Genomic DNA, 24,147 nt, shown 5'->3' with positions numbered 1-24,147 from the left:
CTAATGATGGATTACTCACGTACAGTCCGAGCGGCAGCAGTACAAATCAGCCCGGTTTTGTTCAGTCGAGATGGAACGACTGAGAAGGTGTTGCAAGCGATCGCCTCATCTGCCAAAGAAGGTGCCCAGCTAGTCATTTTTCCTGAAACCTTCATCCCCTACTATCCCTACTTTTCCTTTGTGCAGCCTCCCGTATTGATGGGCAAGGAACATATGCGGCTTTACGAAGAAGCCGTAACCGTTCCGGGGCCAGTATCCGATGCCGTGAGCAGAGCTGCCCGCTCTTATGAGATTGTGGTGGTGTTGGGGGTGAATGAGCGAGATAATGGTTCGCTCTACAACAGCCAACTGATTTTTGATGCGGATGGCACGTTGCTATTGAAGCGGCGCAAGATTACGCCAACCTACCACGAGCGCATGGTTTGGGGGCAGGGAGACGGTTCTGGTTTGAGGGTTTTAGATACGGCTGTTGGTAAGCTGGGTGCCTTGGCTTGCTGGGAACACTATAACCCCTTGGCTCGATTTGCATTAATGGCGCAGCACGAACAAATTCACTGTGCCCAATTCCCTGGTTCGCTAGTTGGACAGATTTTCACTGACCAGATTGAGGTAACTATCCGCCATCATGCACTGGAATCCGGCTGTTTTGTGGTGAATGCAACGGGTTGGCTCTCTCCGGAACAGGTTGGACAAATTACCTCGGATGAAAAATTGCAGCGAGTGTTGAGTGGTGGCTGCAATACGGCAATTATTGGGCCTGAAGGAAATCATCTGTGTACGCCCATTACAGAAGGTGAGGGAATTGCGATCGCAGATTTGGATTTCTCTTTAATTACCAAACGCAAGCGAATGATGGATTCTGTTGGTCACTATTCTCGCCCCGATTTATTGCAATTGCGAGTTAACTTAGATGCCCAAACCGTGATGGAAGTAGCAGATGGCATTCAGGCAACGGATGAAACAATTGACCCGTACCTACAACCTACAACCTACTCCCTACCACCTATCACCTAATGGAAACAAAACCGCCCTTACCACCATTTACCCTGGAAACCGCTCTCATCAAAGTTCAAGCAGCAGAAAATGCGTGGAACACTCGCGATCCGCAGAAAGTTGCCTTAGCCTACACAGAGGATTCTCAGTGGCGAAATCGAGCCGAATTTTTCAGTGGACGTGAAGCGATCGCAGCTTTTCTGCAACGTAAGTGGGCTAAAGAGTTGGACTACCGCCTAAAAAAAGAGCTTTGGAGCTTCACCGACGATCGAATCTCTGTCTGCTTTGAGTATGAATGGCACGATGATTCTGGCTACTGGTATCGCGCTTATGGCAATGAACAATGGGAGTTTGCCAAGAACGGTTTGATGCAAAGGCGAGAAGCCAGCATTAACGATGTTCCCATTCAAGAGTCTGAAAGAAAGTTTCGGTGGGAGCGTAAACCCAATCTATGAACAAGCAACAGTTAATTGTAGAGCTTCAAACTCATGGACTGAAGCTAGTTGAACAGGAAATTGGAGCAGCAGGACGAAAAGGCGGGGCAGGCCCCTCTGATCACAAAGCTGTAACTGTGGATGGCACGACGGTAATGGTGCCAATTTACAACAGCCCAGCCGCTCAGTCACCTTACACTATTGGGATTGACAAGACAACAAACCAGATGCTGTTGCAATTGGATCGAGAAGCGATCGCATCCATCAATTTTCCCCATCAACCCAAGTTCTACAGCCTCACCACGGCTGACGGCATTCCTTACAGTCAAATTGCTTTGTTGCACAGTCGAGACGTTTTAGCGACAACTGTTCTGCAAACCTGTATACGTTATGGCAATACAGCTACCTCTTGCCAGTTTTGTGCCATTGGACAATCACTGGCAGCAGGTAGAACCATTGCTCGGAAAACCCCCGCTCAACTGGCTGAAGTCGCGGAAGCAGCCGTGCGACTGGATGGCGTCAAGCAAATGGTGATGACAACTGGAACGCCGAACACAAGCGATCGCGGTGCCGCTTACCTCACCGAATGTGCCAAAGCAATTAAAGCCAGAGTAAATCTTCCCATGCAAGCGCAGTGCGAACCGCCCGATGATTTCATCTGGTTCGATCGCATGAAAGCAGCAGGAATTGACTCTTTAGGAATGCATCTGGAAGCGGCTGACCCCCAAGTTCGGGCAAAGATTATGCCTGGTAAAGCAACAGTGCCTATGGAGTATTACTTTGAGGCGTTTGCAGCAGCAGTCAAGGTCTTCGGTTGGGGACAGGTGAATACCTATTTACTCGCAGGCTTGGGAGATAGTTTGGAGACTTTATTAGATGTTTGCGATCGCCTGATTCAAATCGGCGTTTATCCCTTCGTTGTCCCCTTCGTTCCCATCACAGGAACCTCACTAGCCAATCACCCTGCCCCTAAGAGTGAGTTTATGTTCACCCTCTATGAGCAAGTGGGTGCCATGTTAAAGCAGGCAGGAATGTCATCGGAGGAAATTAAAGCAGGTTGTGCCAAGTGTGGTGCTTGCTCTGCCCTCTCTAACTTTGAAAAGTAGCTCATGGTTCATAGGTGACAGGTTTTAGGGGTTAGGTGGTAGGGTTCTCAGGAGCCATAATCTTCCCAAAATCCTCATCGTTCCAAGTCGATACCATAGCTTTCCCCTAAAACCTACCACCTACTCCCTACTCCCTACTCCCTACTTTCTATGAAGACTTACCAATTTAAACTAGCAACAGATTCCCAAGAAATTGCTGCTTACTTTGCGCTTCGTCGCTCCATCTTTGCTGAAGAACAGCAGCTATTTCAAGGAGATGATGTGGATGAAATTGACCAGGTTGCGTATCCCATCGTGGCGATCGCAACTGATACCAACCAAGTAGTTGGAGTTGTGCGAATTTATGAAGTTGAACCAGGCATTTGGTATGGCGGTAGATTAGGTACACATCCGGACTATCGCAGAGGCTGGCAAATTGGCAAAGGACTCATCTATAAAGCTGTCACTACGGCAAATACTTGGGGCTGCAAAGAGTTTTTAGCAACGGTGCAACTGCAAAACGTGCGATTTTTTCAGCGGCTTCACTGGGAGACGATGGAGGAGATTGTTATTTGCGATCGCCCGCATCATTTGATGGAAGCTGACCTGAATTTCTATCCCCCCAGTGCTGAACCTCGTCCCGTCCTATCCCTTCACGCAAGAGAGGCATCCTAAGCAAGTCAAAAGTCAAAAGCTGGAAAAGCAGTGATAGTAATACTCTTGGCGATTGACTAAATGCAAATGAAAAGGGGAACAGATTAATGCTATCGGCACTGGCAGCAAAACTCCAACAATCTCTCAGTCTCCTGCAAAAGCAAGACATTCAAACCGCATCGCAAGCGTTAGGAGTTGGGGCAGAGTGGGCTTCTTCCAAGGTTTTACTGGGAGATGATTGTGCTGCAATCCCAGATGGAGATGGGTATCTGCTGTTAGCAGCCGAGGGAATTTTACCTCAATTTCTAGAGACAGAACCTTGGTTTGCAGGTTGGTCTGCTGTAATGGTGAACGTGAGTGATATCTATGCAATGGGAGGCTGTCCAATTGCCGTTGTAGATACTCTATGGAGCCAGTCTAGCAGCAGCACGAACTCCATTTGGGATGGAATGAAGGCAGCCGCCCAAGCTTACAACGTTCCAATCGTGGGTGGACATACCAATTGCCATAGTCCCTACAATGCTCTATCTGTTGCTATTTTGGGGCGTGCAAAGCGATTGATCACCAGCTTTAATGCTCAACCTGGGGATTTGCTGCTGATTGCAACTGATTTCCGGGGCAAATCTCATCCCCAATACCCCTTTTGGGATGCCGCTACAACCGCAGATCCGATTCAACTGCGTGAGAATCTTGCAATTCTGCCATATCTAGCGGAAACAGGGTTATGCGATGCTGGCAAAGATATCAGCAATGGAGGGATTATTGGCACTCTTCTGATGTTGCTAGAAACGTCTGGCTGTGGAGCCGTTCTTAATATAGACCAAGTTCCCTGTCCTAAAGAATTAGCCCTAGAACGTTGGCTGATGAGTTTTCCTAGCTACGGGTTTCTTCTCAGTGTTCGTCCTGATAATGCCTCGGCTGTTCAGTCCTATTTTCATCAGCAAAGCTTAGTCTGTGAGGTAGTTGGAGAAGTTCAGCCAACCCAGCAACTTGTGTTGCGATCTGCGCTACCCTTCGGGAACGCCAAAGGCGAACGCAGCAGCGCTTCGCTATCGGGTCGAGAATCCGTTGTGTTTTGGGATTTGTCTCAACAGACACTAACTGGCTTCTCAAAAGTGGGAGGAGAAGGCGAGATTCCCGACTTCTTAAAGAAGTCAGGAATCTGAACCGCAAGCACTGGCAATAAATAAGCTAATTTATATGACTCAATGAAATGAGCCAATCCTCATTCGTTACTTCTAAGAGCAATCGAGGCTTACTTCAAGCTTCACAGCCAGCCAACTTGAAAATTGCGTTATTCACCTATTCCACTAAGCCTAGAGGAAGCGTCATTCATACGCTGGAGCTTGCTGAAGCATTGCATCGTTTGGGACATCAGGTTTGCATCTATGCATTAGACAAAGATGGGAAAGGATTTGAATATCCTCTATCTTGCGACTACGAAGCTATTCCCGCTCACCCAGCTCCGGCTGAAATTGATGCACTCATTCAGCAACGCATTCAAGAATTTGTAGAGTATCTAAAACAATCCAATCCAATTTATGATTGCTATCACGCTCAAGACTGCATCAGCGCCAATGCTTTAGCCATTCTGAGGCAAGAGGAACGAATTCCTCATTTTGTGCGGACAGTCCACCACATTGAAGACTACAGCAGCTCGTATCTTCAGCAGTGCCAGGAGCGATCGATTCGTGAAGCGAATCTCTGCTTGTGTGTTAGTGATCGCTGGCAGGCAGAACTTCAGCAGCACTACCAAATCCATGCTCCACGGGTGATTAATGGTGTTAATTTGTGGCGATTCTCACCCATCCTTAGCGGCTTAGAATATGCACTCAAAGACCGATGGAAATTGAATGGTTCTCCCATCTATTTAACAGTTGGTGGAATTGAGCCTCGCAAGAACTCCATCCGATTACTACAAGCATTCGGGCAAGTATTGAAGGAGTACCCTAACGCTCAGTTAGTCATCGCTGGTGGAGCGACACTGTTTGACTACCAATCTTACCGGGATGAATTCTTTGCCCTCGCTCACCAATTGCAAATAGAAATTGGTCGTTCTCTACTGTTGCCAGGAGTGATTCCCGATTCAGAGTTGCCTGCTTTATACAGGATTGCAGATGCTTTTGTATTTCCCTCTGTAAAAGAAGGTTGGGGATTGGTAGTATTGGAGGCGATCGCATCTGGTCTCCCAGCCATTACGTCCAACCAACCTCCGTTTACCGAATTTCTTTCACAAACCCAAGCCCTTCTGGTTGACCCTAATTCACCAGACGCGATCGCTCAAGCCATGCGCTCAATCGTTCAGCCAGATCGTTCCATCTCCCTGGTGCAGCAAAGTCAATCTGTTCTAGCTAGTTACACCTGGGAAGCCTCTGCCAATATGCACCTGCACCACTACCAGCAACTTCTAACATCCTATGCCTGAAATCCGCTTTCAAATTCAATGGCCCGATGGTTCCCAGGAAACCTGCTATTCCCCTTCTTTAGTCGTCAAAGACTATTTCACACCCAATGATGAGTATGAGCTGGATGACTTTGTTGAGCGATCACGTACATCACTCAAGATTGCTAGTGATCGCGTTCAGGCAAAGTATGGCAGACCTTGTGGTCTAGCTTTAGGGCAACTGCAAGAACTCGAAATCAAGTCCGCTCAGTACAGCCATTTATTGCAACCCAAAGTGCGATTCATTCAGTTTATCGAATAGACATTTCCAAAAACTCTCAAACCCTTTCCAGTATCGGTTTCTGGCTGCCTAGTCTTGGGTGTACTAGCTCCTTTTGTGGGCTGCTGTACTGGTCTTTGTGATGGTGCCTAAGGTGGTGACTGAGGGCCTGAACATCCAACTAACCCAAACAAGACCAACGTGATCGCTAACACCCGAACGCGACGATGAGCAAATAGATTTTTGAAAATTTTCAACGGGTTAGCACTTCCCTTGCAACAAACGTGTATCTGAGTTGTAGGCGATAGTATAAGAGTGCGGTCGCTCCCCTTTCTTTAGTTCGCTTGGGATAACAAAGGTGAGAAAATAGTTTTCTAGAAGAGTAGTTCTGATAAGTAAATGAGTCGCCTAGCCGCGAAAACTTTGGTGCTGACAACACCGCTGCCACTGACTCAACACCCGGCGGCGGTATATTTGGATGGGCTGGCGGATGGTTCCAGACCGACAATGCAGCAATCACTCGATGCGATCGCCCAACTCCTGACGAACAATCAGTGCGATGCGATGACACTGAATTGGGCAGCGCTGCGTTATCAGAATACTGCGGCTATCCGCACGGCGCTGATGAAACGATACGCCCCGGCGACAGCGAATAAGATGCTGTGTGCGTTGAGAAGAGTGCTCAAAGAAGCGCTGAGATTGGATTTGATGGATGCGACTGATTATGCTCATGCGGTGGATTTTCCGAGCGTCGGGGTTAAAAAAGGACTCAGAGGCAGGGCACTGAGTCAGGATGAAATTGCAGCACTCCTGAGTGTTTGCATGGATGACTCAACTTCAGTTGGTGCTAGAGATGCGGCGCTCATCGCTATTTTGAGGGGCGCTGGATTGCGTCGGGCTGAAGCGGTGAATCTGGAGTTAAGGGACTTTAACGCCAGTAGCGGTCAGATGGAAGTGCGCGATGGTAAGGGCGGAAAAGACCGCACGGTGTATCTGCCGAGTGTAGCGAGCGCTCTGGTGGAAGATTGGCTTGTTGTCAGAGGTAAATTACCAGGTCCGCTTTTGTGTCCTATCAGGAAAGGCGGACGGGTGGAACGGCGGCGGATGACTCCCCAAGCTGTGCTGCTGATTGTGCAAAAACGCGCTACTGAAGCGGGGGTAGCGTCGTTTTCTCCCCACGACTTCCGCAGAACGTTCTGCTCAGATTTGCTGGATGCTGGCACTGATATTGTCACGGTGCAGAAATTAGCTGGTCATGCGTCGCCCGTGACTACTGCCAAGTATGACCGACGCGGGGAAGAAACGAAGCGTAAAGCTGTGGAGCGGTTGGAGATTCGCTATACTCGGCGGGGGTGAGAATGCGAGAGCATCTATCTGAAAATCTCGGAGGGAGTACCAAATTTGTAGTCCATCCTTCATAGGGGATATTAGTCGTCCCGATGACAAATGCTACTGTACGCCATCGACGATTCTGTTTATGCAACAGGGCGCAGATCCCATTATCAAATGCCCCGGCTTCGATAGCTATCTGATAAGAAGTTCCTCTGTAGTTGATTGGTTTGCTGCAAGGCATCTGTGGAATCCCTTGCCTGAATGCCCAACTCTCTGGCACTTTTAGGCACTCCACTTTGAATCCAGCCGCTTTGATTTAGCGGAAGCTGCCACTGGTCGGTGCAAGGCATCTAGAATCTGTTTGCGCTCAGAGCTACCAGGCTGTGGAGTATAGACAGTATCGCTCTTCTGTCAAACTGGGATGAAACCTTGATTTTTCGTGGGCTGAAACAACGTAAATTCGTCGAATTTCCCGAAAGTGACACAAGAGCGGTATTCTCGGCCAAAGCTTTCCGAGTTGCCCCCGCTGGGGAGTATAGATAGTATTCTCAGCTCTAGCCGGAAAGCTGAATAACATAGTCGCTAAAATGAATCACAATTTTGGGGCGGATAACATGAGCCGGTTCAAAATTTATGGAATGGACGATCTCAATGCCATTGGTTCTGAATTGATTTTTGCTATCTTGAGCTATCATTCCTCGCGAATAGCTTCTTTATTCAATTATTACCACCTCAACTCTAAAAACTATCAGACCAGCGCCTCGCTACATGGATAGCCGCTAAAATTTCAACGCGATCTCCGATGACCCGATACGACACAATAAATGGCGTGCGAGTGACGACTAACTCTCTGGTTCCAGGAACTCGTCTGGGTCTACCCAAGGCGGGATGAAGGCGCAACGCATTACCGCCTTTTCAATCCGCTCGACGCTCCCGGCAGCAGTATCCGGATTGCTAGCCGCGATGTAGTCATAAGCCTGGTTCAAATCGGCAACAACAAGGCGGGTCTAGGTGATAGTTACTTGCGCCATTTAGCAAAGGCAGCAGCTACTTCTTCGCCCCTAGCGAACTCGCCAGCATCCGCTTGCCGCAGACCTTCTTTAATATGGTCTAGCTGCCAGGAATGGACTTCCAGATAAGCATCAATTGCCTGGTTGATAACAAAGGTGCGATCTCGCTCTATACCCGAGGCCATCTCATCCAGAGCGATTTTTTTCTCGGCATCCAAGCGAAAGCTGATGGTTTCTTTGCTCATAATTGACTCGTTGAAGTGGCAACGTCTCCTTCCCGAATGCGCTGTATTACAGCGGATCGCAAGTGTCGTCTATACCCAAAAGCCGCATAACCTTGACTCGCTCGCCTGTTACTAACCAGTCAGCCAGTTAACTTGTTGACTGGTTAACAAGTTAAGAAGTTAACTGGCTGTAAACCTGACTTGCCATATTGATAACTTGCCAGTAAGCTGAGAAGTTATATATCAACTATCTACTGAATGATCGTTGCAATCGCCAACCAAAAAGGAGGTGTGGGCAAAACCACCTCTGTTATCTCTTTGGGAGGGCTACTGGTTCAACAGGGTGCCAGTTTAGCCGTTGATCTTGACCCCCAAGGAAATCTGACGACAGGTTTAGGAGTGGAAGTAGCCGACGACCAACTCAGCTGCTATGACATAATTACGGAGCAGGTGGATGTCTGCGATGCGGTTGTTCTAACCAAAAGCGGTCTGAGTTTACTTCCATCTGATATAACGCTTGCTAAGGGAGAAACAGAAATCCTCACTAAAGTAGGCAACTTCTATATCCTCAAAGAGCGCCTAGAGCCGATTATTGACCAATTTCCCCACATCTTGATTGATTGCCCGCCTTCTCTGGGAATATTGACCGTTAATGCTTTAGCCGCGGCTGATACAGTGCTAATTCCAGTGCAGTGTCAGTTTTTCGCCCTCAAAGGATTAGCGGCTCTTCTAGAAACAATTCAGAGCGTCCAGAGGCGACTCAACCCAAATTTACAGATATTAGGGGTTCTACCGACGATGGCAGAGATGAACACCATCATGACCCAGGATGTCTTAGCTTCTCTAAAAAAGCGGTTAAAAGACACTGTAATTTTTGAGCCGGTGCCTAAGTCAATTAAGTTTTCTGAGTCGAACCTGGCAGGGGAACCGATTCATCTTTATGCCAAGGAAGCAAAACTGGTGCAGCCTTATCAGGCGATCGCCAAGGTAATAACTGCATCGCCTCACCGGAGTCAAGAATGATGGTAAAACGACGTGCCCGATTAACTGATGAGAACGACCCGCTTTCTTCTACTGACAAGGTTCTAGCTGGGTTTGAGCAGATTAGCCAGTCAGCCAGGAGCTTGTCAGACAACAAGCAAAGCAATCAGCAAGCTAACGTGTTAGGAAGTCAGGAAGATAACAACCTAACAAGTCAACTGTCTGACCTAGCAACCAGTCAGCAAGCTAAACTCCAAACCTCCTCAGTCGAGAGAAAGCCAGCCAGTCAGCCTTTTGAAACCCCAGCCTTCCCATCTGTTGAAAAGCCAAAACTGCGTAAGTCTACATTTCAGATTGGTGAAACGGTATTGCATCAGCTAGACCAACTGCATTTGATGCTCCAGCTAGAACTAGGAAAAGCTAATGCTCCCTACAAGGAAGTAATTGTGGAAGAAGCGATCTCGCAGATGTTAGAACAAGCTAATTTTAACCGCTCCGAATTGATAAAAGTGTTGATAAAAAGACAACAGATGCGAGAGTAGAGCGGCTTTGCTACATACATAGAAGTAGTGCAAGATGAGCGATATAGCAGGAGGGTGCGCTGGATACACGAAATATGGATGATGACACCCGACCTTGTTCTAGCATCTGGGGCAGAAACGCCCGCTATAAGCGGACAGCGGTGAAAAAATTAGCATTGAATGTCTGCTGCCAATCATCATCACTTAGGGCAAGTGCACCACCGGCTAGGTGCCGAAGAACCGCCAACATGATTGATAAGGATTCCACGCCGCCGAGACAAGCAAACACTTCCTTGACGACTTTTTCCACTCCATCAGGCGTGCTGATGTCACACTGAATAAATAAATCCGGCGATTGAAGTTCATGATTACTTTGAGCGGGCGGTTTTGATGACTGTTACACCAGCTTGCCTCAGACGTTTGACGTTGGTGTAGCCTCTCCCTTGGAGAATCGCTTTGCCCATGCCTTTAGTCTCGCCTGTAACCAGCACTCTCTTGTCGGACAACTCGTTGGGGTTAATTTGGATGGTTGTCATTAGCAGCCTCATTTGAGTGTAAAGAATTGTGAGGTGTCTGCACTTACTGTCTTCTTACACCTTTGAAAACAGCATATTTAACCCTTCAGTCATCGTGGGATGAGTCAACACTCCATCACGCAGAACGGTGTAAGGCATCTGAGCTTGCATCACCATTTGCACCGTCGAAATCACTTCACCCGCTTCATGACACAAGAGTGAACAACCGAGAATACGACCCGTCTCGGTATCCACGATCGCCTTCATCAGCCCATCGGTTTGACCCTCTGTTACTCCTCGCATAATGTTTGAGGCATCCAGCTTCGCCACTCGGATGGCATACCCTTGTTGCCGTGCTTCGGTTTCGGTCAGACCCACATGAGCCAGTTCTGGGTCGATGAACAGACAGGAGGGAACTAAGCGATCGCGTGTACTGCGGTTGCCGTCATCAATCAGATTCGCTTTGACAATCCGATAATCGTCCAGCGCCACATGGGTATATTGCGGCCCCCCATTGATATCGCCTAACGTCCAGATATTCGGTATGTTCGTTTCCAGGCGATCGTTGACTGGAATAAATCCGCGTGCATCGGTTGCTACACCAGTAGCAGCTAGATTTAAGCTGTCGGAGTTTGGTGTACGACCGATGGCAACGAGCAAATGCGAACCTTGAAGTTCCATTTCCCGCTTGGCGACTTGAAGAAGAAGTTTAGTTGCATTGCCAGAGCGCTCGACCCTTAACACCTTCGCCTTCAGCAAGAATTCAATGCCGTCTCGTTCTAGTAGTGTTTGCACCGCGATCGCAATATCTGGGTCTTGCTGTGACAGGATTTGTTCACTCTGCCCAATGACAGTGACGCGACAGCCAAAGCGCTGGAACATTTGGGCAAACTCCAACCCAATGTAGCCACTACCGAGAATGATCAGGTGCTCAGGCAACTGTTCTAGCTCCATGATCGACTCACTGGTCAAAAACCCAGATTCTTTGAGTCCCGGCACGGATGGAATCAACGGTCGCGTGCCTGTATTGATAAACAATCGTTCTGCGGTGAGTAACCGAGTAGTACCCTCATCTGTTGCCACTTCAATCGTTTTAGGTGCCACAAAGCGAGCGGTGCCAATGATCAGATCGTCCCCCAAAGCGGTGTGCAACTTGTTGAGATTGATTGGTCGCAGGGACTGCACGACCGAGCGTTTGCGCCCAATTACTGCCGCCATATCAACCGTTAGCGGTGTCGTCTTGATGCCGTAGGCAGCACTGTGAAGCACAGTATTTGCCACCTCTGCACTTGCCACCATCGTTTTGCTGGAATGCAGGCAATATTAGGGCACGAGCCACCAATCATGTTTAAACTACGTTCCACCAGAGCGGTTTGGCGTCCGTCCGCAACCAGCGCTGGTGCCAGTGTTTTACCGGCTTTACCGCCGCCGATAATAATGTCGTCGTAGTATTGGGTATCCATTTCCATCTCCTTTGCGTTTGACGTTACTTCATTCGGCGATTGGGATTACTTCACAGCAGAGCTAACAGCAAAAATCTTTGAACTTTTTTCCATGTAAAAACTGTCATTGCGATCACCTGTGTATTCATGATTCCTGCTGGATTGTTGAAATCTCTAAAATGGCTTTTGTCGCCTGCATGATTAACTTGAAAACTGGTGGGATTGGTAACCGATTGCCTGCTGGATATGTGGTAAAACCAATTAGACAAACACCATTCCCACTTGGATTTTTCTGAGCTGTAAGTGCAACTGCCTCTGCAATTAGCATCGTTGATAGGCGTTATACCATTGCTGCTACAATCTCGTCCGTAGACAGAACTGCGTTGGCGATATACCCGAAATTAATCAGTGCGGTCTTGTAGCCGTCGCCCAGTTCCGGATGTTGAGGGGCAGCCGTTGCGTCTTTGATGACAAGCACCTCAAATCCCTGTTCGATCAAGTCGCGTAGGTGAGCTTCAACACAAATATTTGCCAGCATTCCGAGCAGAATGACTTTGCTGATGTTGCGCTTACGCAGTTGTAAAACGAGGTCATTGCTCTGCGGTCCGTAAGCTTTGTGGGGACTGACCACGATTGTCTTGCCATCCTCAATGAATGGCTTGTAGCGCTCAAGCCAGTCAGCACCCGAACCCAAGAATCCGTCGAGGCTCAACGCACCCCTGCGATCAAACTCCCTAGATTTAAGCATCATTTGCTCCACGGTTCCGGCAAATTTCCAGGCATAGTCGGTGGGGTAGTAATAGTGGGGAGAGATGAAAACCTCAAATTCATTCTGCTTCGCGGCTTTGAAGATGCGCTCAATGTTCTCGACGGTCTTGTTATCCTTGACACTGTTACCCACCAAGTCCCAGGAAACCCCTGTTTCGCTCAAGACATCGTTTTGCGGATCGATAACAACTACTGCGGTGTCATTCTTGTTGATGTTCATGTCTCTCTTCGCTTGTTGATGTTCACGGTTATCTTTGTTCTGGCACTAACGAACTAGGTTTTAAAAAAGTGCTTAACACGCGCTAGAGGATTTAATTTTTCCTACAAGTTCGCTGCATCAAGATACGGTTGTTTTTATACACCTCTAAAGTTCCAGACTGCGGGTTATCTAACGTGCCATCCCACACCCAATATTGATAATTTCCATTCCGGAATTTATAGACTCGAACACCTTCTGTCGCTTGGCTAGTTCCTCCGTCTAAGCTTAAATTACCGTTGGGACTGGTCGCGCGATAGAGCAGTTTACCAGAAGTATGATTCTGCCAAATATTAATGTTGTAGCCACCCCGGCATTTCGTACTCAGGATGATGCCAGCAGTAGAATCAGCAGACACTCTTAAGGAAAAATTAGCTAAGACACTGATTGGCAGAGCCAGGAGTAACGCGGATATTTTCAGTAGTGTTTTCATGGTTCTCCAGAGTGTTGTAAAACTAATTAGACTGAAATCGTTCATATTGAATTGCTTCAACATTAATTCCGAATTGAGGAGAAAGGTGCCTTTACTCAAACTCAAATTAATGTTGAGCATTGTCAGCGATAGAGTAAGCGATTATGGCTTTACCTTCTGAGATAATTCCCTCTATAAGTAGGTAGGTGGAATTAATTATAAGATAGTAAATCTGCGTCATTAGCCTGTCATGCCTGCCCCTTTACGCATCATTCTGACCCCGGAAGAAGACCGTACCTTAAGTGAACTACGACTTGCTCAGAGCCTTCCCCAACGAATCCGTGACCGAGCACATATGCTGCGCTTGAATGCTCAGGGATGGAATGTGCCAGCAATTGCGGAGGTCTTCGAGTGCCATGCTCATACGGTCAGAGCGACCCTGCGAAGATGGGAAGAAAGGGGATTAGGAGGATTGTGGGAAGCACCGGGCCGAGGTGCAAAGCCCAAGTGGCAAGCTTCAGACCTGGACTATCTGACAGAGTGTTTAGAGAACGAACCCCGAACCTACAACAGTATGCAATTAGCCAAGAAGCTCAAACAAGAGCGGTTAGTGGATTTGAGTAGCGATCGCATCAGACGACTGCTTAAAAAAAAACTATCGCTGGAAACGCACCCGACCTAGCCACCGGTGTAAACAAGACCCGGTGAAAAAGGCACTCAAGCAGGCAGACTTAGATACCTTAAAACTAGCCGCGCAGGAGGGGCATATTGAACTCAAGTATCTCGATGAAGCGGGATTTTGCCTCTGGAGCCCGGTCAGCTACAGCTATAGCCCGGTTGGGCAGCAGAAGCGGATAGAACAAACCCTCAAGCGTTATGGTAACCGGATTAGCATTTTGGGTTTGTGGCAACCGGGAGAACGGTTCGAGTATGCCCTGGTGCAAGGCGGATTCAAGAGCCAGACCTACATTAAAGTGATGGATTGGATGGCACTCAAAGCTGCCCAAACCCTCGCACAAAGGGGTCGTCTCACCGTAGTCGTGCAGGATAATGGCTAAGAGCATACCAGTTTGTTGGTGCGTCAACAGTGGTCACGTTGGCAGGAGCAAAGGCTATTCGTTTTCTTTTTACCTCCCTATTGTTCAGAAATGAATCCGATTGAAACACAATGGCATCAACTGAAAAGTCATGAAATTGCCGGACAGATGTTTGATAACGAGTACGATGAGAGCGATGGCTGTAATAGATGGGATGAAAGCTCGTAGCGAAGCCGGTGCATATACACTGGAGCGTTTTATATTTAATTGCACCTAGCTACTTACCATCCGTCGTGTTAAACAGCAGCAGCTTAACGGAAACGTTTTTCCGTATTCGTATATTTCGGTGCCTAGCTTTAAATCGTCGTGAAGTAGTACACAGCTTTAATCCGTTGCGATGGTCTTAAATAAAATTAGTATTCAGTGTTCGCTGGGAAGTCACTGTGGTTCATCTTCCCCGGATTAGCCCAATTCGCTGAAAAGGTCAGGTTTCGGTTATTGAAAGATACACTTTTTCAGAAGAGGGGAATGTGGTAATTCTCATGAACCCCTTTCCTTGTCAGCATTTGCAAGTTTTGTTCTGTACTCAGCCTTTGCCCATGTCTTTGCTTCCGCCTGTCACCAGCAGAGCACAGGGATTCCGATGTATCCGCGATGCGTTCACACTTCTCTATTGCGCGGTTGCAGCGTGTTCGATGATCTCGGCAACGGCGTCTGGATGGGAAACCATCACGACATGGGACGCGCCATTTACAACAACGGTTTCCTTTGAGTTGGCCCGCTTCGCCATGAAAGAATGTACCGCCGCCGGAATGTTCAAGTCGCGATCGCCATAAATGAACCAGGACGGGATAGATTTCCATGCAGGCGCCCCGGAGGCTTCATTAAACGCGGCTTCCATAATCGGACGCTGGGTACTAGCCATCAGTTGCGCGTCGTTAGCGGGCACATCAGCAGCAAATTGGGCGTGGAACTTGCTCTGCTGAATATACAGGTCTTTGCCACCATCGGGCAGGACAACCGGCGGCGCGAGGGTCGGCGTGAGCGTGCTGCCCGGATAACGTCCTGAGAGTTCGGCGGCAGTCTCGCCTTCCTCAGGAGCAAAGCCAGCAACGTAGACCAGTGCTTTCACATTGTTGTTACCATTAACCGCATTGGTCGTTACCGAACCTCCGTAGGAATGTGCAACCAGCACGATGAGACCGTTGATGTCTTTAAGGACGCTAGCAACATAGTCTGCATCGCTTTTGACGCCACGTAGGGGATTAGCCACAGCAACCGTCGGGTAACCTTTTGTGATCAGTTTGGTCAATACCCCGTTCCAACTGGAAGACTCGGCGAATGCGCCGTGGACGAACACGATCGTAGGCTTATTGGCTTGTGCGCTGGCAGTATTCATGATGGCTCCCAGAGAAGTGATTGTAATGGTTCCTAAAAAGAGAATGACAATCAGAAGCAGGCGAATGCCGTTCCTGAAGGTGAGCATATTCATGTTGTGACTTCCTTTGAATTCATTTCGTTGTATAGGCTGCAACCGTGATGTGAGAAATTGACGGATGTGGGTTGCGATAACGAAGCGCTGCGAAGTGTTAATCGCATCATTTCATAGGACTTACGCAAATTGAGCTTTAAAGCGCCATCAGTAGGGGCGTACAGCTATGCGTCCCTACTATATGTGGCGTTAGTGCGTAAGTCCTGATTTCACAGACCTGACTCATCGCTTAAGATCGGGCATTGTGAACGTCACTGTTTCGCTGGTGATTACTTTGTGTGTAGGGTCGGCTAGTTCAATCAGCACCTTGTGTGGACCAGGTTCCAGTCCGACCAGGATCAATGTTTCGCCGCTGGTGTCAACAAAGTGCTAGGATGCGTCGTCAACAGTGATGTGGACATGACCAAGGCGTGGCGATACATCAAGGGCACCTTTACCGAACACCGGCAACATCCGCAAGTTCTCGGTTCGATACTGGATAAAGACGCGACCCTGTGACAGCGGTTCGGGAAGTGGTGGATCAACAATCAGCTTCGCTGGTGCTTCGTTTTCAATCGCGATCAATGGGGATGGACCGACAATATCCTTGGCGCTTGGGATGTGATTGTCCATAGCTGTCAGGTACTTGAGAATTGACCTTATGAAGTTCAATGTTCGAGATGATTCATCCTTTGCCCGAATTAGGCAGGGGTGAATTGCAGCCGTGACGAGAGATTAACTATCTCTGACTTACACAATGGGGATTGAATAAGTCAGAGTAGTTTCAAGCCTGTAATCTCTGAAACCGACAAGAACGAGGATTGATTGTAATTAGCGGTAAAAGAAACGATCGTTTCCTATTGCAGATATTTCTTCAGTTCAGCGGCTGCTTGGACAAAAAGAGAACGAACTGCCGGAACCTCGGCTAAACCATTAAGTAGTCCGAAGTCATGAATCATGCCGTTGTAACGCACGGTTGTCACTTTTACCCCGGCTTCATCCAGCTTGCGTCCATACGCTTCGCCTTCATCACGCAAGATATCGCTTTCTCCAACCTGAATTAACGCCGGAGGCAATCCTTTCAGTTGCTCAACCGTAGCCTGTAGGGGAGAGGCATAAATTTCTTTGCGCTTTTCTGGGTCAGTCGTATAGAGGTCATACATCCACTTCATCAAAGATGTGGTCAGGAAACGTTTCTCGCCAAATTGTTGATAAGAATCCGTTTCAAAATCCGCATCGACGATCGGCCACATCATGATTTGTAGCTTGATGTGTGGTCCTCCGTTTTCTTTCGCCTTCAAAGCAGTTACTGTTGTCATATTCCCGCCAACACTGTTGCCGACAACTGCCAAATTTTTGCCATCCACACCAATCTCCTCACCATGCTCAGCAACCCATTTGGTTGCGGCATAGATCTCATTAATCGCTTGTGGATACTGGGCATCTGGCGTGCGAGTGTAGTTAACAAAGACACCCGCAAACCCTGAAAGCACAACGAGCTCACGCACCATACGCTTGTGCGTTGGATAATCACCCAGCACCCAACCGCCGCCATGAATAAAGATGAAAACAGGCAATGTGCCTTTGACACCTTCAGGTCGCACAATATTGAGTGTAATCGAATAACCATCAGCAGAAATCGTCTTCTCAGACTCCTCAATACCAGAAAGGTCTACTGGAACAGAAGCTTGTGCATCAACAAAAACCTGACGTGCTTCGAGTGGAGTGAGTGTCTCCAGCGCCGCACCTCCTGAATTCAGCACGTTCAAAAATTCCTTCACCCCTTTGGAAAGACGTGGATCATCTGCAACTTCCAAAATTTTTGCGGCTGGCGAGTTTACTTGAGCAACCATGACATTCTCCTTTGATAAGTAGTAAACAATCTGTTGAAATGACACTGTTAAGTGAATTGATTTAACAGTGTTGCTTGAAGAGCAGTGATTGTGGAATGGCAATCACTTTCTAATGACATCGTTTCCCAGCCAGAACTATTTGTTACTGGTGAAAAAGTTGTTAACCTAGCGCGTCGCTGCCCCGCTCGGTTGTTTCCACACCGCAGGAGCATAGAGCGAGTTCTCAAAATCGGGGGCAATATCGCCTGTGATACGTGCCTCATGATGCGCCCAGTCCTCAAAGAACAAGTCGTGACTGATGCACGATACTATTGCAGGTACGTCGCGGCGGATGCTAGGCATGTCACCAACTGGCAAGCCGAAGCTGACCAAACCAGCAGGATTAAATACGTGAATGTCTTTCAGATAAGGGGCAGTGCCAGGTACTTTTTCTTGGTATTCGTGGGCGCTACCGAGGTAAGGGTGCATCCCCAAATTGTCGTCGCGCAGGTCTTCTGGTGGCTCGTAGCGATCGCGCCAGAGGGCAATATGCTGGGCAAAGTCGGCTAGTTCGGGACGCTTTGTTGGGTCAACGAAGTAACCAGTGCCAGCGATCGCAAAATCAAACTCGGAAACATCATCGTTCACCTGGATAGCAATGCGATCACCCATTTTCCGTGCCGATTTCCAAGGTGCAGATAGGTGGATGTGAAAGTTCGGGAAGGCGATCGCTCGCTTAATCGAGTTCGGTGGTGGCGCGGTGCCTGCTTGATGAAAGCGCCAAGCCTGGAACCAGCGAACTGCATCGGGTAGTTGAGGATAATTGTCATAAGCGCCAGGATAGTCCCGTACCCGCAGTAATGACAGAGATGCAAGCTCTGACCGCCGTACAAATAGGTGTACTGCCTTAGCTCCCGATTCCAACGCCACTCCTGCTGCATCGAAAGCTGAAGCCGCTGCACCCAGCACTGCCACAGTCTTACCGCGCAGTGCTTCAAAATCGATGGCATCGGCGGTATGTGCGTACAGCGTGCGTGGTAAGTCAGCCAGTACTGGAGGTATGTATGGACCACCAGTGCCAGCCACGCCATTGGCGAAGATAATTTTGCGCGTAGTTTCTACCTGCGGGACACCGTCTACCTCAAGGTGTAAGCGGAAGAAACCTGCATCTGGCTCAATCCGCACCAACTTCGTCCGGTAACGAACCTGGATACCGAGGAATTGCCGATACCAACTGAGGTACTCAGCCCAAGCCACTCGCCCAATGTGATCGATCTGCGCGTAGGCTGCCGCACCGTGCCGAGCTTCGTACCAGGCTTGAAAGGACAATTCTGGGATGCCTAGTTCTGGACCAGGCAGATTTTTCGGCGTGCGGAGCGTTTTCATCCGCGCTCGCGTCAGCCATACGCCTGCATGAGCCTCGTCATCGGCTGCATCGATCTCCGTCACGCGACCGATTCCAGCACGGCGTAGCGCAAATACAAAGGTGCTACCGCTGCCGCTGCCACCTATTATAGTGACATTGTGATCGATGCCAGGGCGATCGGGTACCCAGTTTTCGGGATCGGGACCGAGCAGGCGTAGTGCCTCGCGGGCATCAAAATCGGGATCGGTCGTTGTTGTCCTGTCGATCATGGTGTTCTCTACAACGTGGGTGGTCAGAAAGCAGCGAATATGATCTGCGATCACGTCCCCATCTTCTTCCAGGGCAAAGTGTCCGGTATCGAGTAGATGAAACTCAAGATTCTGCAAGTCACGTTTGTAGGCATAGGCTCCTTCGACTAAAAAGCCCTGATCGTTTTTGCCCCACACGACTAACGTTGGGGGTTGATACTGACGCAGGTAGGCTTGCCATTGCAGATACAGCAACAAATTGGATTGATAGTCGTACTTCAATGCCAGTTGAATATCCGAGTTACCAGGGCGATCGAGAAGCGCTTCATCCAAAGTCCACGTATCGGGACTGAGGGACTCTAAATTTCTCGCTCCAGTGGTGTAATACCATTTCGCGCCCTTGATAGCTAGAGCCTGACGCACCCGCTCGGTATTCTCAGGTGTCTTGTTCTGCCAAAAAGCTCGCATTGGTTGCCAGAAATCACCTAGCCCTTCCGCGTAGGCATTGCCATTTTGCACAATCAGCGACTCTACCCGCTCTGGATTCTGCGTTGCAAGGCGATAGCCAATAGGAGCGCCATAGTCCATCAAGTAAAGACTGTAGCGTTTCAAGCTGATCGCATCGATAAAGCCTGCCATTACTTCGGTAAGGCGATCGAATGTGTAATCAAACTCATCCACCGTAGGCATGGAACTATAGCCAAAGCCAGGGTAATCAGGGGTAACCAGATGGAAGGAATCCGCAAGTGCAGGTATGAGATTGCGGAACATGTGAGAGGAAGTCGGGAAGCCATGCAACAGCAGAATCGTTGGGTTGTCGCGAGAACCCGCTTCACGATAGAAAATATCTAAACCATCGATTGAGACTGTGCGATATGTGGTCATGGAATATATGCGTTGTAGAAGTATGAGAAACAGGTGTTCTGTTGTTCTCATTGTTCAATATTCATTTGATTCAGAACACTGAAGTTTGCTGAGTTAAGCGACAAGTTAGAGACGGCTTTAAAGCGTTTAAATCTTAACTCAAAGAGTAATTACAGGTTATCTCCATCCAGTTATTTCAATCGTTACAGGAAAGTGCCCTATAAGTAGTGGCTGATGGACGTGAAGCCATGCTGAGAGAACCTTCTTCAACTGGTGAAGTTTTACGACAGGTTAATTTATCTCACATCCTGACGACGACCTTGCTCCTGGAAGTAGTCGCGCCAACTTTCGGGTAAAGCTTCCAGTTGAGCAGCACGGTGAAGTAACTCTGGATTGTCTTCCTGGCGAACATAAAGTTGAGTGATATCAGCAACAGTGATGTTGTTGTCATCTCGACTCACCAACTCTAAAGTGTCTCCAGCTCCGACTTCGCCCTCTTGCAAAACACGAAAGTAAAATCCGGTTCGACGACTCGCGAGAAATCGTTTAACCATATCCGGTCGTCCAAACCGAATCCCAAGTTTGTAGCAGGGTAGGCGAGGTTGTGTCACCATCAGTTTTACAGTGCCGATGTGAAAGCGATCGCCAATGTTCACTTCCTCTTCTTTCAGCCCAGTGATCGTGAAATTTTCGCCAAAGATACCTGGCGGGAACTCTGTATCAGGCAATTCACTTTGCCAGTAATCATAATGCTCGAAGGGATACACATAGATTGCTTTGTCTACTCCTCCATGAACGCTTAGATCGGCTTGCCTATCACCGTCTAAATTGAGCGATCGCACCATCACCCGTTTGCTGACTGGCTCTTTGAAAATTCCAGTTGTAACTGTTTTCCCTTTCCAGGTCACTTCACGCGGAAGTCCTACGTTGACACAGATGAGTTTCATCTTTAGCTCCAAAGTTTTGGATTCCATTCGATTACGGCAGCCAACATGGGATATCGAAAAAATGACTGAGTTGCTTATCGGAGTGCTTGATTGACTAAAGGTGCAATGACCGCGATGTTTTTGACCAACTCATCGGAGAGAGAGAACCGCTGCTTTAAGTAATTAGGATCGTTGTAACTCAGCCATACCTTACCGTCAGCCGCTTCCCATGCCAGTATTTTCAGGGGTAAATCCAGAGCGATCGTCGGTTCTGCCACCATGAGCGGTGTTCCGGCTTCAGGGTTGCCAAACAGCAATAACTGTGTCGGACGCAGGCTGAGTCCAACTTTTTTGGCTTCAGCTCGTTGATCAATGCGGACAAAAATGGTGATGCCTTTTGCCTGAAGGATAGCTTCTAAGCGATCGACGGTTTCGGTTACTGAATATGGGCTGGGCTGACTGATGATGCCGTTAATTGCATTCATAGCAGCGAACTCCTCTATGGTTTTGGTGATGGGTATTTTTAGGGCACTTTAAATCTGTGCCATACCGCCATCGACAAATAACTCAATGCCGTTGACAAAGCTGCTGTCGTCTGAAGCGAGAAAGACAACGGCTTTGGCAATCTCATCGGGCGTGCCTACTCTTCCCAGTGGGATAGTGACGGCTTGACTGTCTATGAATTCCTGCAACTGCTCATCACTCAGCCCCAAGTGATCGTAACCAGGAGTCGGAACCACGCCAGGGCTAATGGCGTTAACTCGAATATGGCGCTCTTTGAGGTCGAGTGTCCAATTACGGGCAAACGAGCGCACGGCGGCTTTGGTCGCGCTGTAAACGCTGAAGGCTGGAGTGCCCACGGTAGAAGCAGTCGAGGCGTTCAGAATGATAGAAGCGCCCTCTGGTAACAGAGGCAGTGCCTTCTGCACGGTGAATAGCAGACCTTTGACATTAGTGTTGAACGTTTTGTCAAAGTGTTCTTCAGTAATCGATCCAAATGGGACGAGTTCCCCACCGCCAGCATTGGCGAAGATCACATCGAGGTGTCCTTGCTTTTGCTCAATCGTGGCGAACAGGCGATCGAGGTCTTCCATCTTGGAGGCATCGCTCTGAACACCCGTGATGTTTTCACCGATCGCTTTGACGGCGGCATCAAGTTCAGTTTGGCGACGACCCGTAATGAACACATAGGCACCTTCGGCGACAAAGCGCTTGGCAGTGGCAAGACCGATGCCGCTGGTACCGCCGGTGACAAGAGCGACTTTTCCTTCTAGTTTTTTCATCATGATAAATCCTGTGGTTGTAGAGGGGTGAAAGAGTAGTTTGCAGTGGGTTGCTTTCAACACGAGAACGATGAGGAGCAACCTAATGTTGACGATCTGCGCTAAAAAGTTTTTCCGCATCACCTCATGTGGGGGGTAGATCTCCGGGCGCACCCAGAAATTCGTCACCTATCTCAGCAGCAATGCGTTCAAATAGCGCTAGGTCTGTTGGTTCTGTCTCATCTACCGTCCCGGTTGCTGCAATCAACCGAGCAAAACCGCTGGGTGCAGCAACGACTAATGCACGCGCTGGTTTATCGCTGAGCACGCCAACGACGTGAGGAGTGCCAGGAGAAATCAGAAAGCTTTCGCCAGGGGTTAGCACAGCCTTGTTCTCACCTGCCCAGACCGTGAGTTCCCCTTCCAGCACGTAGAGTTGTTCGGAATAGCGCGTGTGACGATGGAGGGGCGTTAGTGTACCCGGAGGGTTGTAGCCCTCAATTAGATCGTACTGACCACCTGTTGTAGTGTGATCGGCAATGATGGTGATACGATTGCCCAAAAGCCAGAAAGATTGTGTCATAAGATTGCTCTTTTCTCCTTGTGGATAGGTATAAAGTTAATGTTTAATAGCCTTATTAGTCAGAGGGGTCAATCGCTGCAAGTGTGCGATCGCTTGAATCGCTATCGCCTCATCAGGATTGCTGTCTCGATTAACTGGAAAATCCTGAGATGACTGAAGCCGCTGAGCAACCTCTTGTGTAATATGGGTAAATACATGATTCAAACTGGAGCTGTTGAGGTGTTGCGGCAGGCTTTGCAACTTTTCAGGATTATCGATAGCAGTGGAGTAAAGGTATTGCCAATCACAGTTCATTAGTTTGTCTCCTTATCTAAACTTCACGGTTTAGAACACATTGCTAGAGCGGGTCTCGTAGTGTTTGATCGTGCAAGATCAGTGGAAATGTGTTTCACCTGATTCCGAATGAACTATCCCTATTCTTTGACGTTCGGCTAATTTAGACCAGGCAAGTTTGCCAAGATAGGTTTTAAATTAAGTTCAATTTCAGCGTTCTGAAGCGCGACTATATATCTGAATTGCCCAAAAAATAAATTTAAGTTAAAAACTGAATAGCACTCAAAACTATCTTTAACCAGCAAGAGAATGGATGTCATAAAACTCTCCTCAGTGAGGCGTTATTTAGGGTTAAAAACCAGGAACATCAATTACTTACAGTGATAATTGCTGCCATCAACTGGTCAATATTCCAGCGACCGATATAGCGAATTTCATTAATAAACAGTGCTGGGGCAGCCGCTACTCCACTGTTTAATCCACTTTCGATATCTTGATTGATGCGATTGATATGTACTTTACTTGATATATCTTGCAGAAATTGAGGGATATCAAGTCCTAAATTATTGGCATACTCCACAAGATGATCGTTTCCTAACGCTTGTTGATGGGTGAACAAAATGTCATGCATTTGCCAAAACTGACCTTGGGCGGCTGCCGCTTGGGCCGCTTCGGCTGCACGTTGGGCATAAGGATGTATTTGCGGCTGTGGAAAGTGGCGAAATACAAAGCATAAGTCGTATAGCTGTTGCTGGATCGCCTTGATTAATTGGTGAGCTTCGCCACAAATAAGACATTGATAGTCACCATATTCAACGAGTGCCACTGAAGCGCTCACCAATCCCTGAATATGATCTTGTTCAGAAATTGGCACAAGCAACCGATTATAATAATCACCGAGACTCATTGGCACCTCTTAGGAAAGGAGTGCAGCAGGTAGAGACAGATGATTGCTATAAAACATCTTTCAAAATTGGGTAAATCAATACCTCTGT

The 24,147-nt window shown here is 48.3% G+C and carries 28 protein-coding genes and 2 pseudogenes; 11 read left to right on the top strand and 19 right to left on the bottom strand.

The window, feature by feature from the left end; all coding sequences use genetic code 11:
• The first annotated feature begins 6 nt into the window (after positions 1–6).
• The 8 genes from NDI34_RS05825 to NDI34_RS05790 all read left to right on the top strand — a co-directional run bounded on the left by NDI34_RS05825 (position 7) and on the right by NDI34_RS05790 (position 7,185).
• Entirely contained in the window at positions 7–1,014 is a 1,008-nt protein-coding gene (locus tag NDI34_RS05825) for a Nit6803 family nitrilase (protein WP_348232165.1), read from the top strand.
• Positions 1,014–1,448: a nuclear transport factor 2 family protein gene (locus NDI34_RS05820; RefSeq protein WP_348232131.1), complete on the top strand. Its 435-nt coding sequence runs from the start codon at positions 1,014–1,016 to the stop codon at positions 1,446–1,448. Before NDI34_RS05825 ends, NDI34_RS05820 begins: the two co-directional genes overlap by 1 nt.
• Complete coding sequence (locus NDI34_RS05815; RefSeq protein ID WP_348232130.1) at positions 1,445–2,533, top strand: MSMEG_0568 family radical SAM protein; 1,089 nt, start codon at positions 1,445–1,447, stop codon at positions 2,531–2,533. The genes NDI34_RS05820 and NDI34_RS05815 overlap by 4 nt, the downstream gene beginning before the upstream one ends.
• Positions 2,534–2,683: 150 nt before the next feature.
• The gene (locus tag NDI34_RS05810) at positions 2,684–3,187 is read left to right on the top strand and encodes an MSMEG_0567/Sll0786 family nitrogen starvation N-acetyltransferase (protein ID WP_348232129.1); all 504 of its coding nucleotides are present in this window, start codon (positions 2,684–2,686) and stop codon (positions 3,185–3,187) included.
• Positions 3,188–3,273: 86 nt separating this feature from the next.
• Complete coding sequence (locus tag NDI34_RS05805) at positions 3,274–4,332, top strand: sll0787 family AIR synthase-like protein (RefSeq protein WP_348232128.1); 1,059 nt, start codon at positions 3,274–3,276, stop codon at positions 4,330–4,332.
• A 47-nt stretch (positions 4,333–4,379) separates the two neighbouring features.
• Positions 4,380–5,591 (top strand): MSMEG_0565 family glycosyltransferase, encoded by a 1,212-nt coding sequence (locus tag NDI34_RS05800; RefSeq protein ID WP_348232127.1) that lies wholly within the window; start codon positions 4,380–4,382, stop codon positions 5,589–5,591.
• Positions 5,584–5,871 carry an MSMEG_0570 family nitrogen starvation response protein gene (locus tag NDI34_RS05795; RefSeq protein ID WP_348232126.1) on the top strand — a complete coding sequence of 96 codons (288 nt, stop codon included), beginning with the start codon at positions 5,584–5,586 and terminating at the stop codon, positions 5,869–5,871. The genes NDI34_RS05800 and NDI34_RS05795 overlap by 8 nt, the downstream gene beginning before the upstream one ends.
• 357 nt (positions 5,872–6,228) lie before the next feature.
• Positions 6,229–7,185 carry a tyrosine-type recombinase/integrase gene (locus NDI34_RS05790; protein ID WP_348232125.1) on the top strand — a complete coding sequence of 319 codons (957 nt, stop codon included), beginning with the start codon at positions 6,229–6,231 and terminating at the stop codon, positions 7,183–7,185.
• Positions 7,186–7,331: 146 nt separating this feature from the next.
• Here NDI34_RS05790 and NDI34_RS05785 read toward each other — a convergent pair whose 3' ends face one another.
• The 4 genes from NDI34_RS05785 to NDI34_RS05770 form a co-directional block, all read right to left on the bottom strand.
• Positions 7,332–7,511, bottom strand: coding sequence for a hypothetical protein (locus NDI34_RS05785; RefSeq protein ID WP_348232124.1), 180 nt, complete (start codon positions 7,509–7,511; stop codon positions 7,332–7,334).
• Positions 7,512–7,899: 388 nt separating this feature from the next.
• Positions 7,900–8,043 carry a hypothetical protein gene (locus NDI34_RS05780; RefSeq protein WP_348232164.1) on the bottom strand — a complete coding sequence of 48 codons (144 nt, stop codon included), beginning with the start codon at positions 8,041–8,043 and terminating at the stop codon, positions 7,900–7,902.
• Complete coding sequence (locus tag NDI34_RS05775) at positions 8,004–8,147, bottom strand: hypothetical protein (RefSeq protein WP_348232167.1); 144 nt, start codon at positions 8,145–8,147, stop codon at positions 8,004–8,006. The genes NDI34_RS05780 and NDI34_RS05775 overlap by 40 nt, the downstream gene beginning before the upstream one ends.
• A 32-nt stretch (positions 8,148–8,179) precedes the next feature.
• On the bottom strand, positions 8,180–8,416 hold the full coding sequence (locus NDI34_RS05770) for a CopG family transcriptional regulator (protein ID WP_348232123.1): 237 nt from the start codon (positions 8,414–8,416) through the stop codon (positions 8,180–8,182).
• Between the two features lie 237 nt (positions 8,417–8,653).
• On the opposite strand from NDI34_RS05770, the gene NDI34_RS05765 reads away from it, so the two are divergent.
• Both NDI34_RS05765 and NDI34_RS05760 read left to right on the top strand, forming a co-directional pair.
• Entirely contained in the window at positions 8,654–9,418 is a 765-nt protein-coding gene (locus NDI34_RS05765) for a ParA family protein (RefSeq protein WP_348232122.1), read from the top strand.
• A complete protein-coding gene (locus NDI34_RS05760) occupies positions 9,415–9,918 on the top strand; it encodes a hypothetical protein (RefSeq protein WP_348232121.1) in 504 nt (167 codons plus the stop codon). The genes NDI34_RS05765 and NDI34_RS05760 overlap by 4 nt, the downstream gene beginning before the upstream one ends.
• A gap of 347 nt (positions 9,919–10,265) precedes the next feature.
• Here the strand turns inward: NDI34_RS05760 and NDI34_RS05755 are convergent, their stop codons facing one another.
• The 5 genes from NDI34_RS05755 to NDI34_RS05735 form a co-directional block, all read right to left on the bottom strand.
• The gene (locus NDI34_RS05755; protein WP_348232120.1) at positions 10,266–10,433 is read right to left on the bottom strand and encodes a hypothetical protein; all 168 of its coding nucleotides are present in this window, start codon (positions 10,431–10,433) and stop codon (positions 10,266–10,268) included.
• Positions 10,434–10,487: 54 nt separating this feature from the next.
• A complete protein-coding gene (locus NDI34_RS05750) occupies positions 10,488–11,693 on the bottom strand; it encodes an FAD-dependent oxidoreductase (protein ID WP_348232119.1) in 1,206 nt (401 codons plus the stop codon).
• On the bottom strand, positions 11,639–11,875 hold the full coding sequence (locus tag NDI34_RS05745; RefSeq protein WP_242037745.1) for a hypothetical protein: 237 nt from the start codon (positions 11,873–11,875) through the stop codon (positions 11,639–11,641). Before NDI34_RS05745 ends, NDI34_RS05750 begins: the two co-directional genes overlap by 55 nt.
• A gap of 319 nt (positions 11,876–12,194) precedes the next feature.
• Complete coding sequence (locus NDI34_RS05740; RefSeq protein ID WP_348232118.1) at positions 12,195–12,842, bottom strand: cysteine hydrolase; 648 nt, start codon at positions 12,840–12,842, stop codon at positions 12,195–12,197.
• A gap of 91 nt (positions 12,843–12,933) precedes the next feature.
• Positions 12,934–13,311, bottom strand: a complete 378-nt coding sequence (locus NDI34_RS05735; RefSeq protein ID WP_348232117.1) for a hypothetical protein — start codon at positions 13,309–13,311, stop codon at positions 12,934–12,936.
• A gap of 229 nt (positions 13,312–13,540) precedes the next feature.
• On the opposite strand from NDI34_RS05735, the pseudogene NDI34_RS05730 reads away from it, so the two are divergent.
• Positions 13,541–14,555 (top strand): annotated as a pseudogene (locus NDI34_RS05730) (IS630 family transposase).
• A gap of 442 nt (positions 14,556–14,997) precedes the next feature.
• On the opposite strand, the gene NDI34_RS05725 reads toward NDI34_RS05730, so the two are convergent.
• The 10 genes and pseudogenes from NDI34_RS05725 to NDI34_RS05680 all read right to left on the bottom strand — a co-directional run bounded on the left by NDI34_RS05725 (position 14,998) and on the right by NDI34_RS05680 (position 24,059).
• Positions 14,998–15,819 carry an alpha/beta hydrolase gene (locus tag NDI34_RS05725; protein ID WP_348232116.1) on the bottom strand — a complete coding sequence of 274 codons (822 nt, stop codon included), beginning with the start codon at positions 15,817–15,819 and terminating at the stop codon, positions 14,998–15,000.
• A 222-nt stretch (positions 15,820–16,041) separates the two neighbouring features.
• Positions 16,042–16,431 (bottom strand): annotated as a pseudogene (locus tag NDI34_RS05720) (DUF6130 family protein).
• Between the two features lie 224 nt (positions 16,432–16,655).
• Entirely contained in the window at positions 16,656–17,651 is a 996-nt protein-coding gene (locus NDI34_RS05715) for an alpha/beta hydrolase (protein ID WP_190424689.1), read from the bottom strand.
• A 165-nt stretch (positions 17,652–17,816) separates the two neighbouring features.
• A complete protein-coding gene (locus tag NDI34_RS05710; protein WP_348232115.1) occupies positions 17,817–20,129 on the bottom strand; it encodes an alpha/beta fold hydrolase in 2,313 nt (770 codons plus the stop codon).
• Positions 20,130–20,404: 275 nt separating this feature from the next.
• On the bottom strand, positions 20,405–21,055 hold the full coding sequence (locus tag NDI34_RS05705; RefSeq protein ID WP_348232114.1) for an MOSC domain-containing protein: 651 nt from the start codon (positions 21,053–21,055) through the stop codon (positions 20,405–20,407).
• Positions 21,056–21,129: 74 nt separating this feature from the next.
• Positions 21,130–21,519 (bottom strand): DUF302 domain-containing protein, encoded by a 390-nt coding sequence (locus NDI34_RS05700; protein WP_190635011.1) that lies wholly within the window; start codon positions 21,517–21,519, stop codon positions 21,130–21,132.
• A gap of 48 nt (positions 21,520–21,567) precedes the next feature.
• On the bottom strand, positions 21,568–22,317 hold the full coding sequence (locus NDI34_RS05695) for an SDR family oxidoreductase (protein ID WP_348232163.1): 750 nt from the start codon (positions 22,315–22,317) through the stop codon (positions 21,568–21,570).
• Positions 22,318–22,441: 124 nt separating this feature from the next.
• On the bottom strand, positions 22,442–22,879 hold the full coding sequence (locus NDI34_RS05690; RefSeq protein ID WP_190428509.1) for a cupin domain-containing protein: 438 nt from the start codon (positions 22,877–22,879) through the stop codon (positions 22,442–22,444).
• Between the two features lie 36 nt (positions 22,880–22,915).
• Positions 22,916–23,173 (bottom strand): hypothetical protein, encoded by a 258-nt coding sequence (locus tag NDI34_RS05685; RefSeq protein ID WP_348232113.1) that lies wholly within the window; start codon positions 23,171–23,173, stop codon positions 22,916–22,918.
• A gap of 346 nt (positions 23,174–23,519) precedes the next feature.
• Positions 23,520–24,059, bottom strand: a complete 540-nt coding sequence (locus NDI34_RS05680; protein WP_348232112.1) for a DsbA family protein — start codon at positions 24,057–24,059, stop codon at positions 23,520–23,522.
• Positions 24,060–24,147: the final 88 nt, after the last annotated feature.

The organism is Trichocoleus sp. DQ-U1 (assembly GCF_039961925.1).
In the GTDB taxonomy this organism is placed as follows: Bacteria; Cyanobacteriota; Cyanobacteriia; order Cyanobacteriales; family FACHB-T130; genus FACHB-T130.
This window is presented reverse-complemented; position numbering and strand designations above follow the sequence as displayed.

Excerpts from the sequence above, each read along its gene's own strand:
- NDI34_RS05705 (WP_348232114.1), bottom strand. The coding sequence starts at position 21,055 with ATGAAACTCATCTGTGTCAACGTAGGACTTCCGCGTGAAGTGACCTGG.
- NDI34_RS05760 (WP_348232121.1), top strand. The coding sequence starts at position 9,415 with ATGATGGTAAAACGACGTGCCCGATTAACTGATGAGAACGACCCGCTT.
- NDI34_RS05785 (WP_348232124.1), bottom strand. The coding sequence starts at position 7,511 with ATGCCTTGCACCGACCAGTGGCAGCTTCCGCTAAATCAAAGCGGCTGG.
- NDI34_RS05805 (WP_348232128.1), top strand. The coding sequence starts at position 3,274 with ATGCTATCGGCACTGGCAGCAAAACTCCAACAATCTCTCAGTCTCCTG.
- NDI34_RS05715 (WP_190424689.1), bottom strand. The coding sequence starts at position 17,651 with ATGGTTGCTCAAGTAAACTCGCCAGCCGCAAAAATTTTGGAAGTTGCA.
- NDI34_RS05725 (WP_348232116.1), bottom strand. The coding sequence starts at position 15,819 with ATGAATATGCTCACCTTCAGGAACGGCATTCGCCTGCTTCTGATTGTC.
- NDI34_RS05710 (WP_348232115.1), bottom strand. The coding sequence starts at position 20,129 with ATGACCACATATCGCACAGTCTCAATCGATGGTTTAGATATTTTCTAT.
- NDI34_RS05815 (WP_348232130.1), top strand. The coding sequence starts at position 1,445 with ATGAACAAGCAACAGTTAATTGTAGAGCTTCAAACTCATGGACTGAAG.
- NDI34_RS05810 (WP_348232129.1), top strand. The coding sequence starts at position 2,684 with ATGAAGACTTACCAATTTAAACTAGCAACAGATTCCCAAGAAATTGCT.
- NDI34_RS05755 (WP_348232120.1), bottom strand. The coding sequence starts at position 10,433 with ATGACAACCATCCAAATTAACCCCAACGAGTTGTCCGACAAGAGAGTG.
- NDI34_RS05745 (WP_242037745.1), bottom strand. The coding sequence starts at position 11,875 with ATGGATACCCAATACTACGACGACATTATTATCGGCGGCGGTAAAGCC.
- NDI34_RS05800 (WP_348232127.1), top strand. The coding sequence starts at position 4,380 with ATGAGCCAATCCTCATTCGTTACTTCTAAGAGCAATCGAGGCTTACTT.
- NDI34_RS05695 (WP_348232163.1), bottom strand. The coding sequence starts at position 22,317 with ATGAAAAAACTAGAAGGAAAAGTCGCTCTTGTCACCGGCGGTACCAGC.
- NDI34_RS05680 (WP_348232112.1), bottom strand. The coding sequence starts at position 24,059 with ATGAGTCTCGGTGATTATTATAATCGGTTGCTTGTGCCAATTTCTGAA.
- NDI34_RS05795 (WP_348232126.1), top strand. The coding sequence starts at position 5,584 with ATGCCTGAAATCCGCTTTCAAATTCAATGGCCCGATGGTTCCCAGGAA.
- NDI34_RS05820 (WP_348232131.1), top strand. The coding sequence starts at position 1,014 with ATGGAAACAAAACCGCCCTTACCACCATTTACCCTGGAAACCGCTCTC.
- NDI34_RS05765 (WP_348232122.1), top strand. The coding sequence starts at position 8,654 with ATGATCGTTGCAATCGCCAACCAAAAAGGAGGTGTGGGCAAAACCACC.
- NDI34_RS05685 (WP_348232113.1), bottom strand. The coding sequence starts at position 23,173 with ATGAACTGTGATTGGCAATACCTTTACTCCACTGCTATCGATAATCCT.
- NDI34_RS05770 (WP_348232123.1), bottom strand. The coding sequence starts at position 8,416 with ATGAGCAAAGAAACCATCAGCTTTCGCTTGGATGCCGAGAAAAAAATC.
- NDI34_RS05825 (WP_348232165.1), top strand. The coding sequence starts at position 7 with ATGGATTACTCACGTACAGTCCGAGCGGCAGCAGTACAAATCAGCCCG.
- NDI34_RS05790 (WP_348232125.1), top strand. The coding sequence starts at position 6,229 with ATGAGTCGCCTAGCCGCGAAAACTTTGGTGCTGACAACACCGCTGCCA.
- NDI34_RS05735 (WP_348232117.1), bottom strand. The coding sequence starts at position 13,311 with ATGAAAACACTACTGAAAATATCCGCGTTACTCCTGGCTCTGCCAATC.
- NDI34_RS05740 (WP_348232118.1), bottom strand. The coding sequence starts at position 12,842 with ATGAACATCAACAAGAATGACACCGCAGTAGTTGTTATCGATCCGCAA.
- NDI34_RS05690 (WP_190428509.1), bottom strand. The coding sequence starts at position 22,879 with ATGACACAATCTTTCTGGCTTTTGGGCAATCGTATCACCATCATTGCC.
- NDI34_RS05700 (WP_190635011.1), bottom strand. The coding sequence starts at position 21,519 with ATGAATGCAATTAACGGCATCATCAGTCAGCCCAGCCCATATTCAGTA.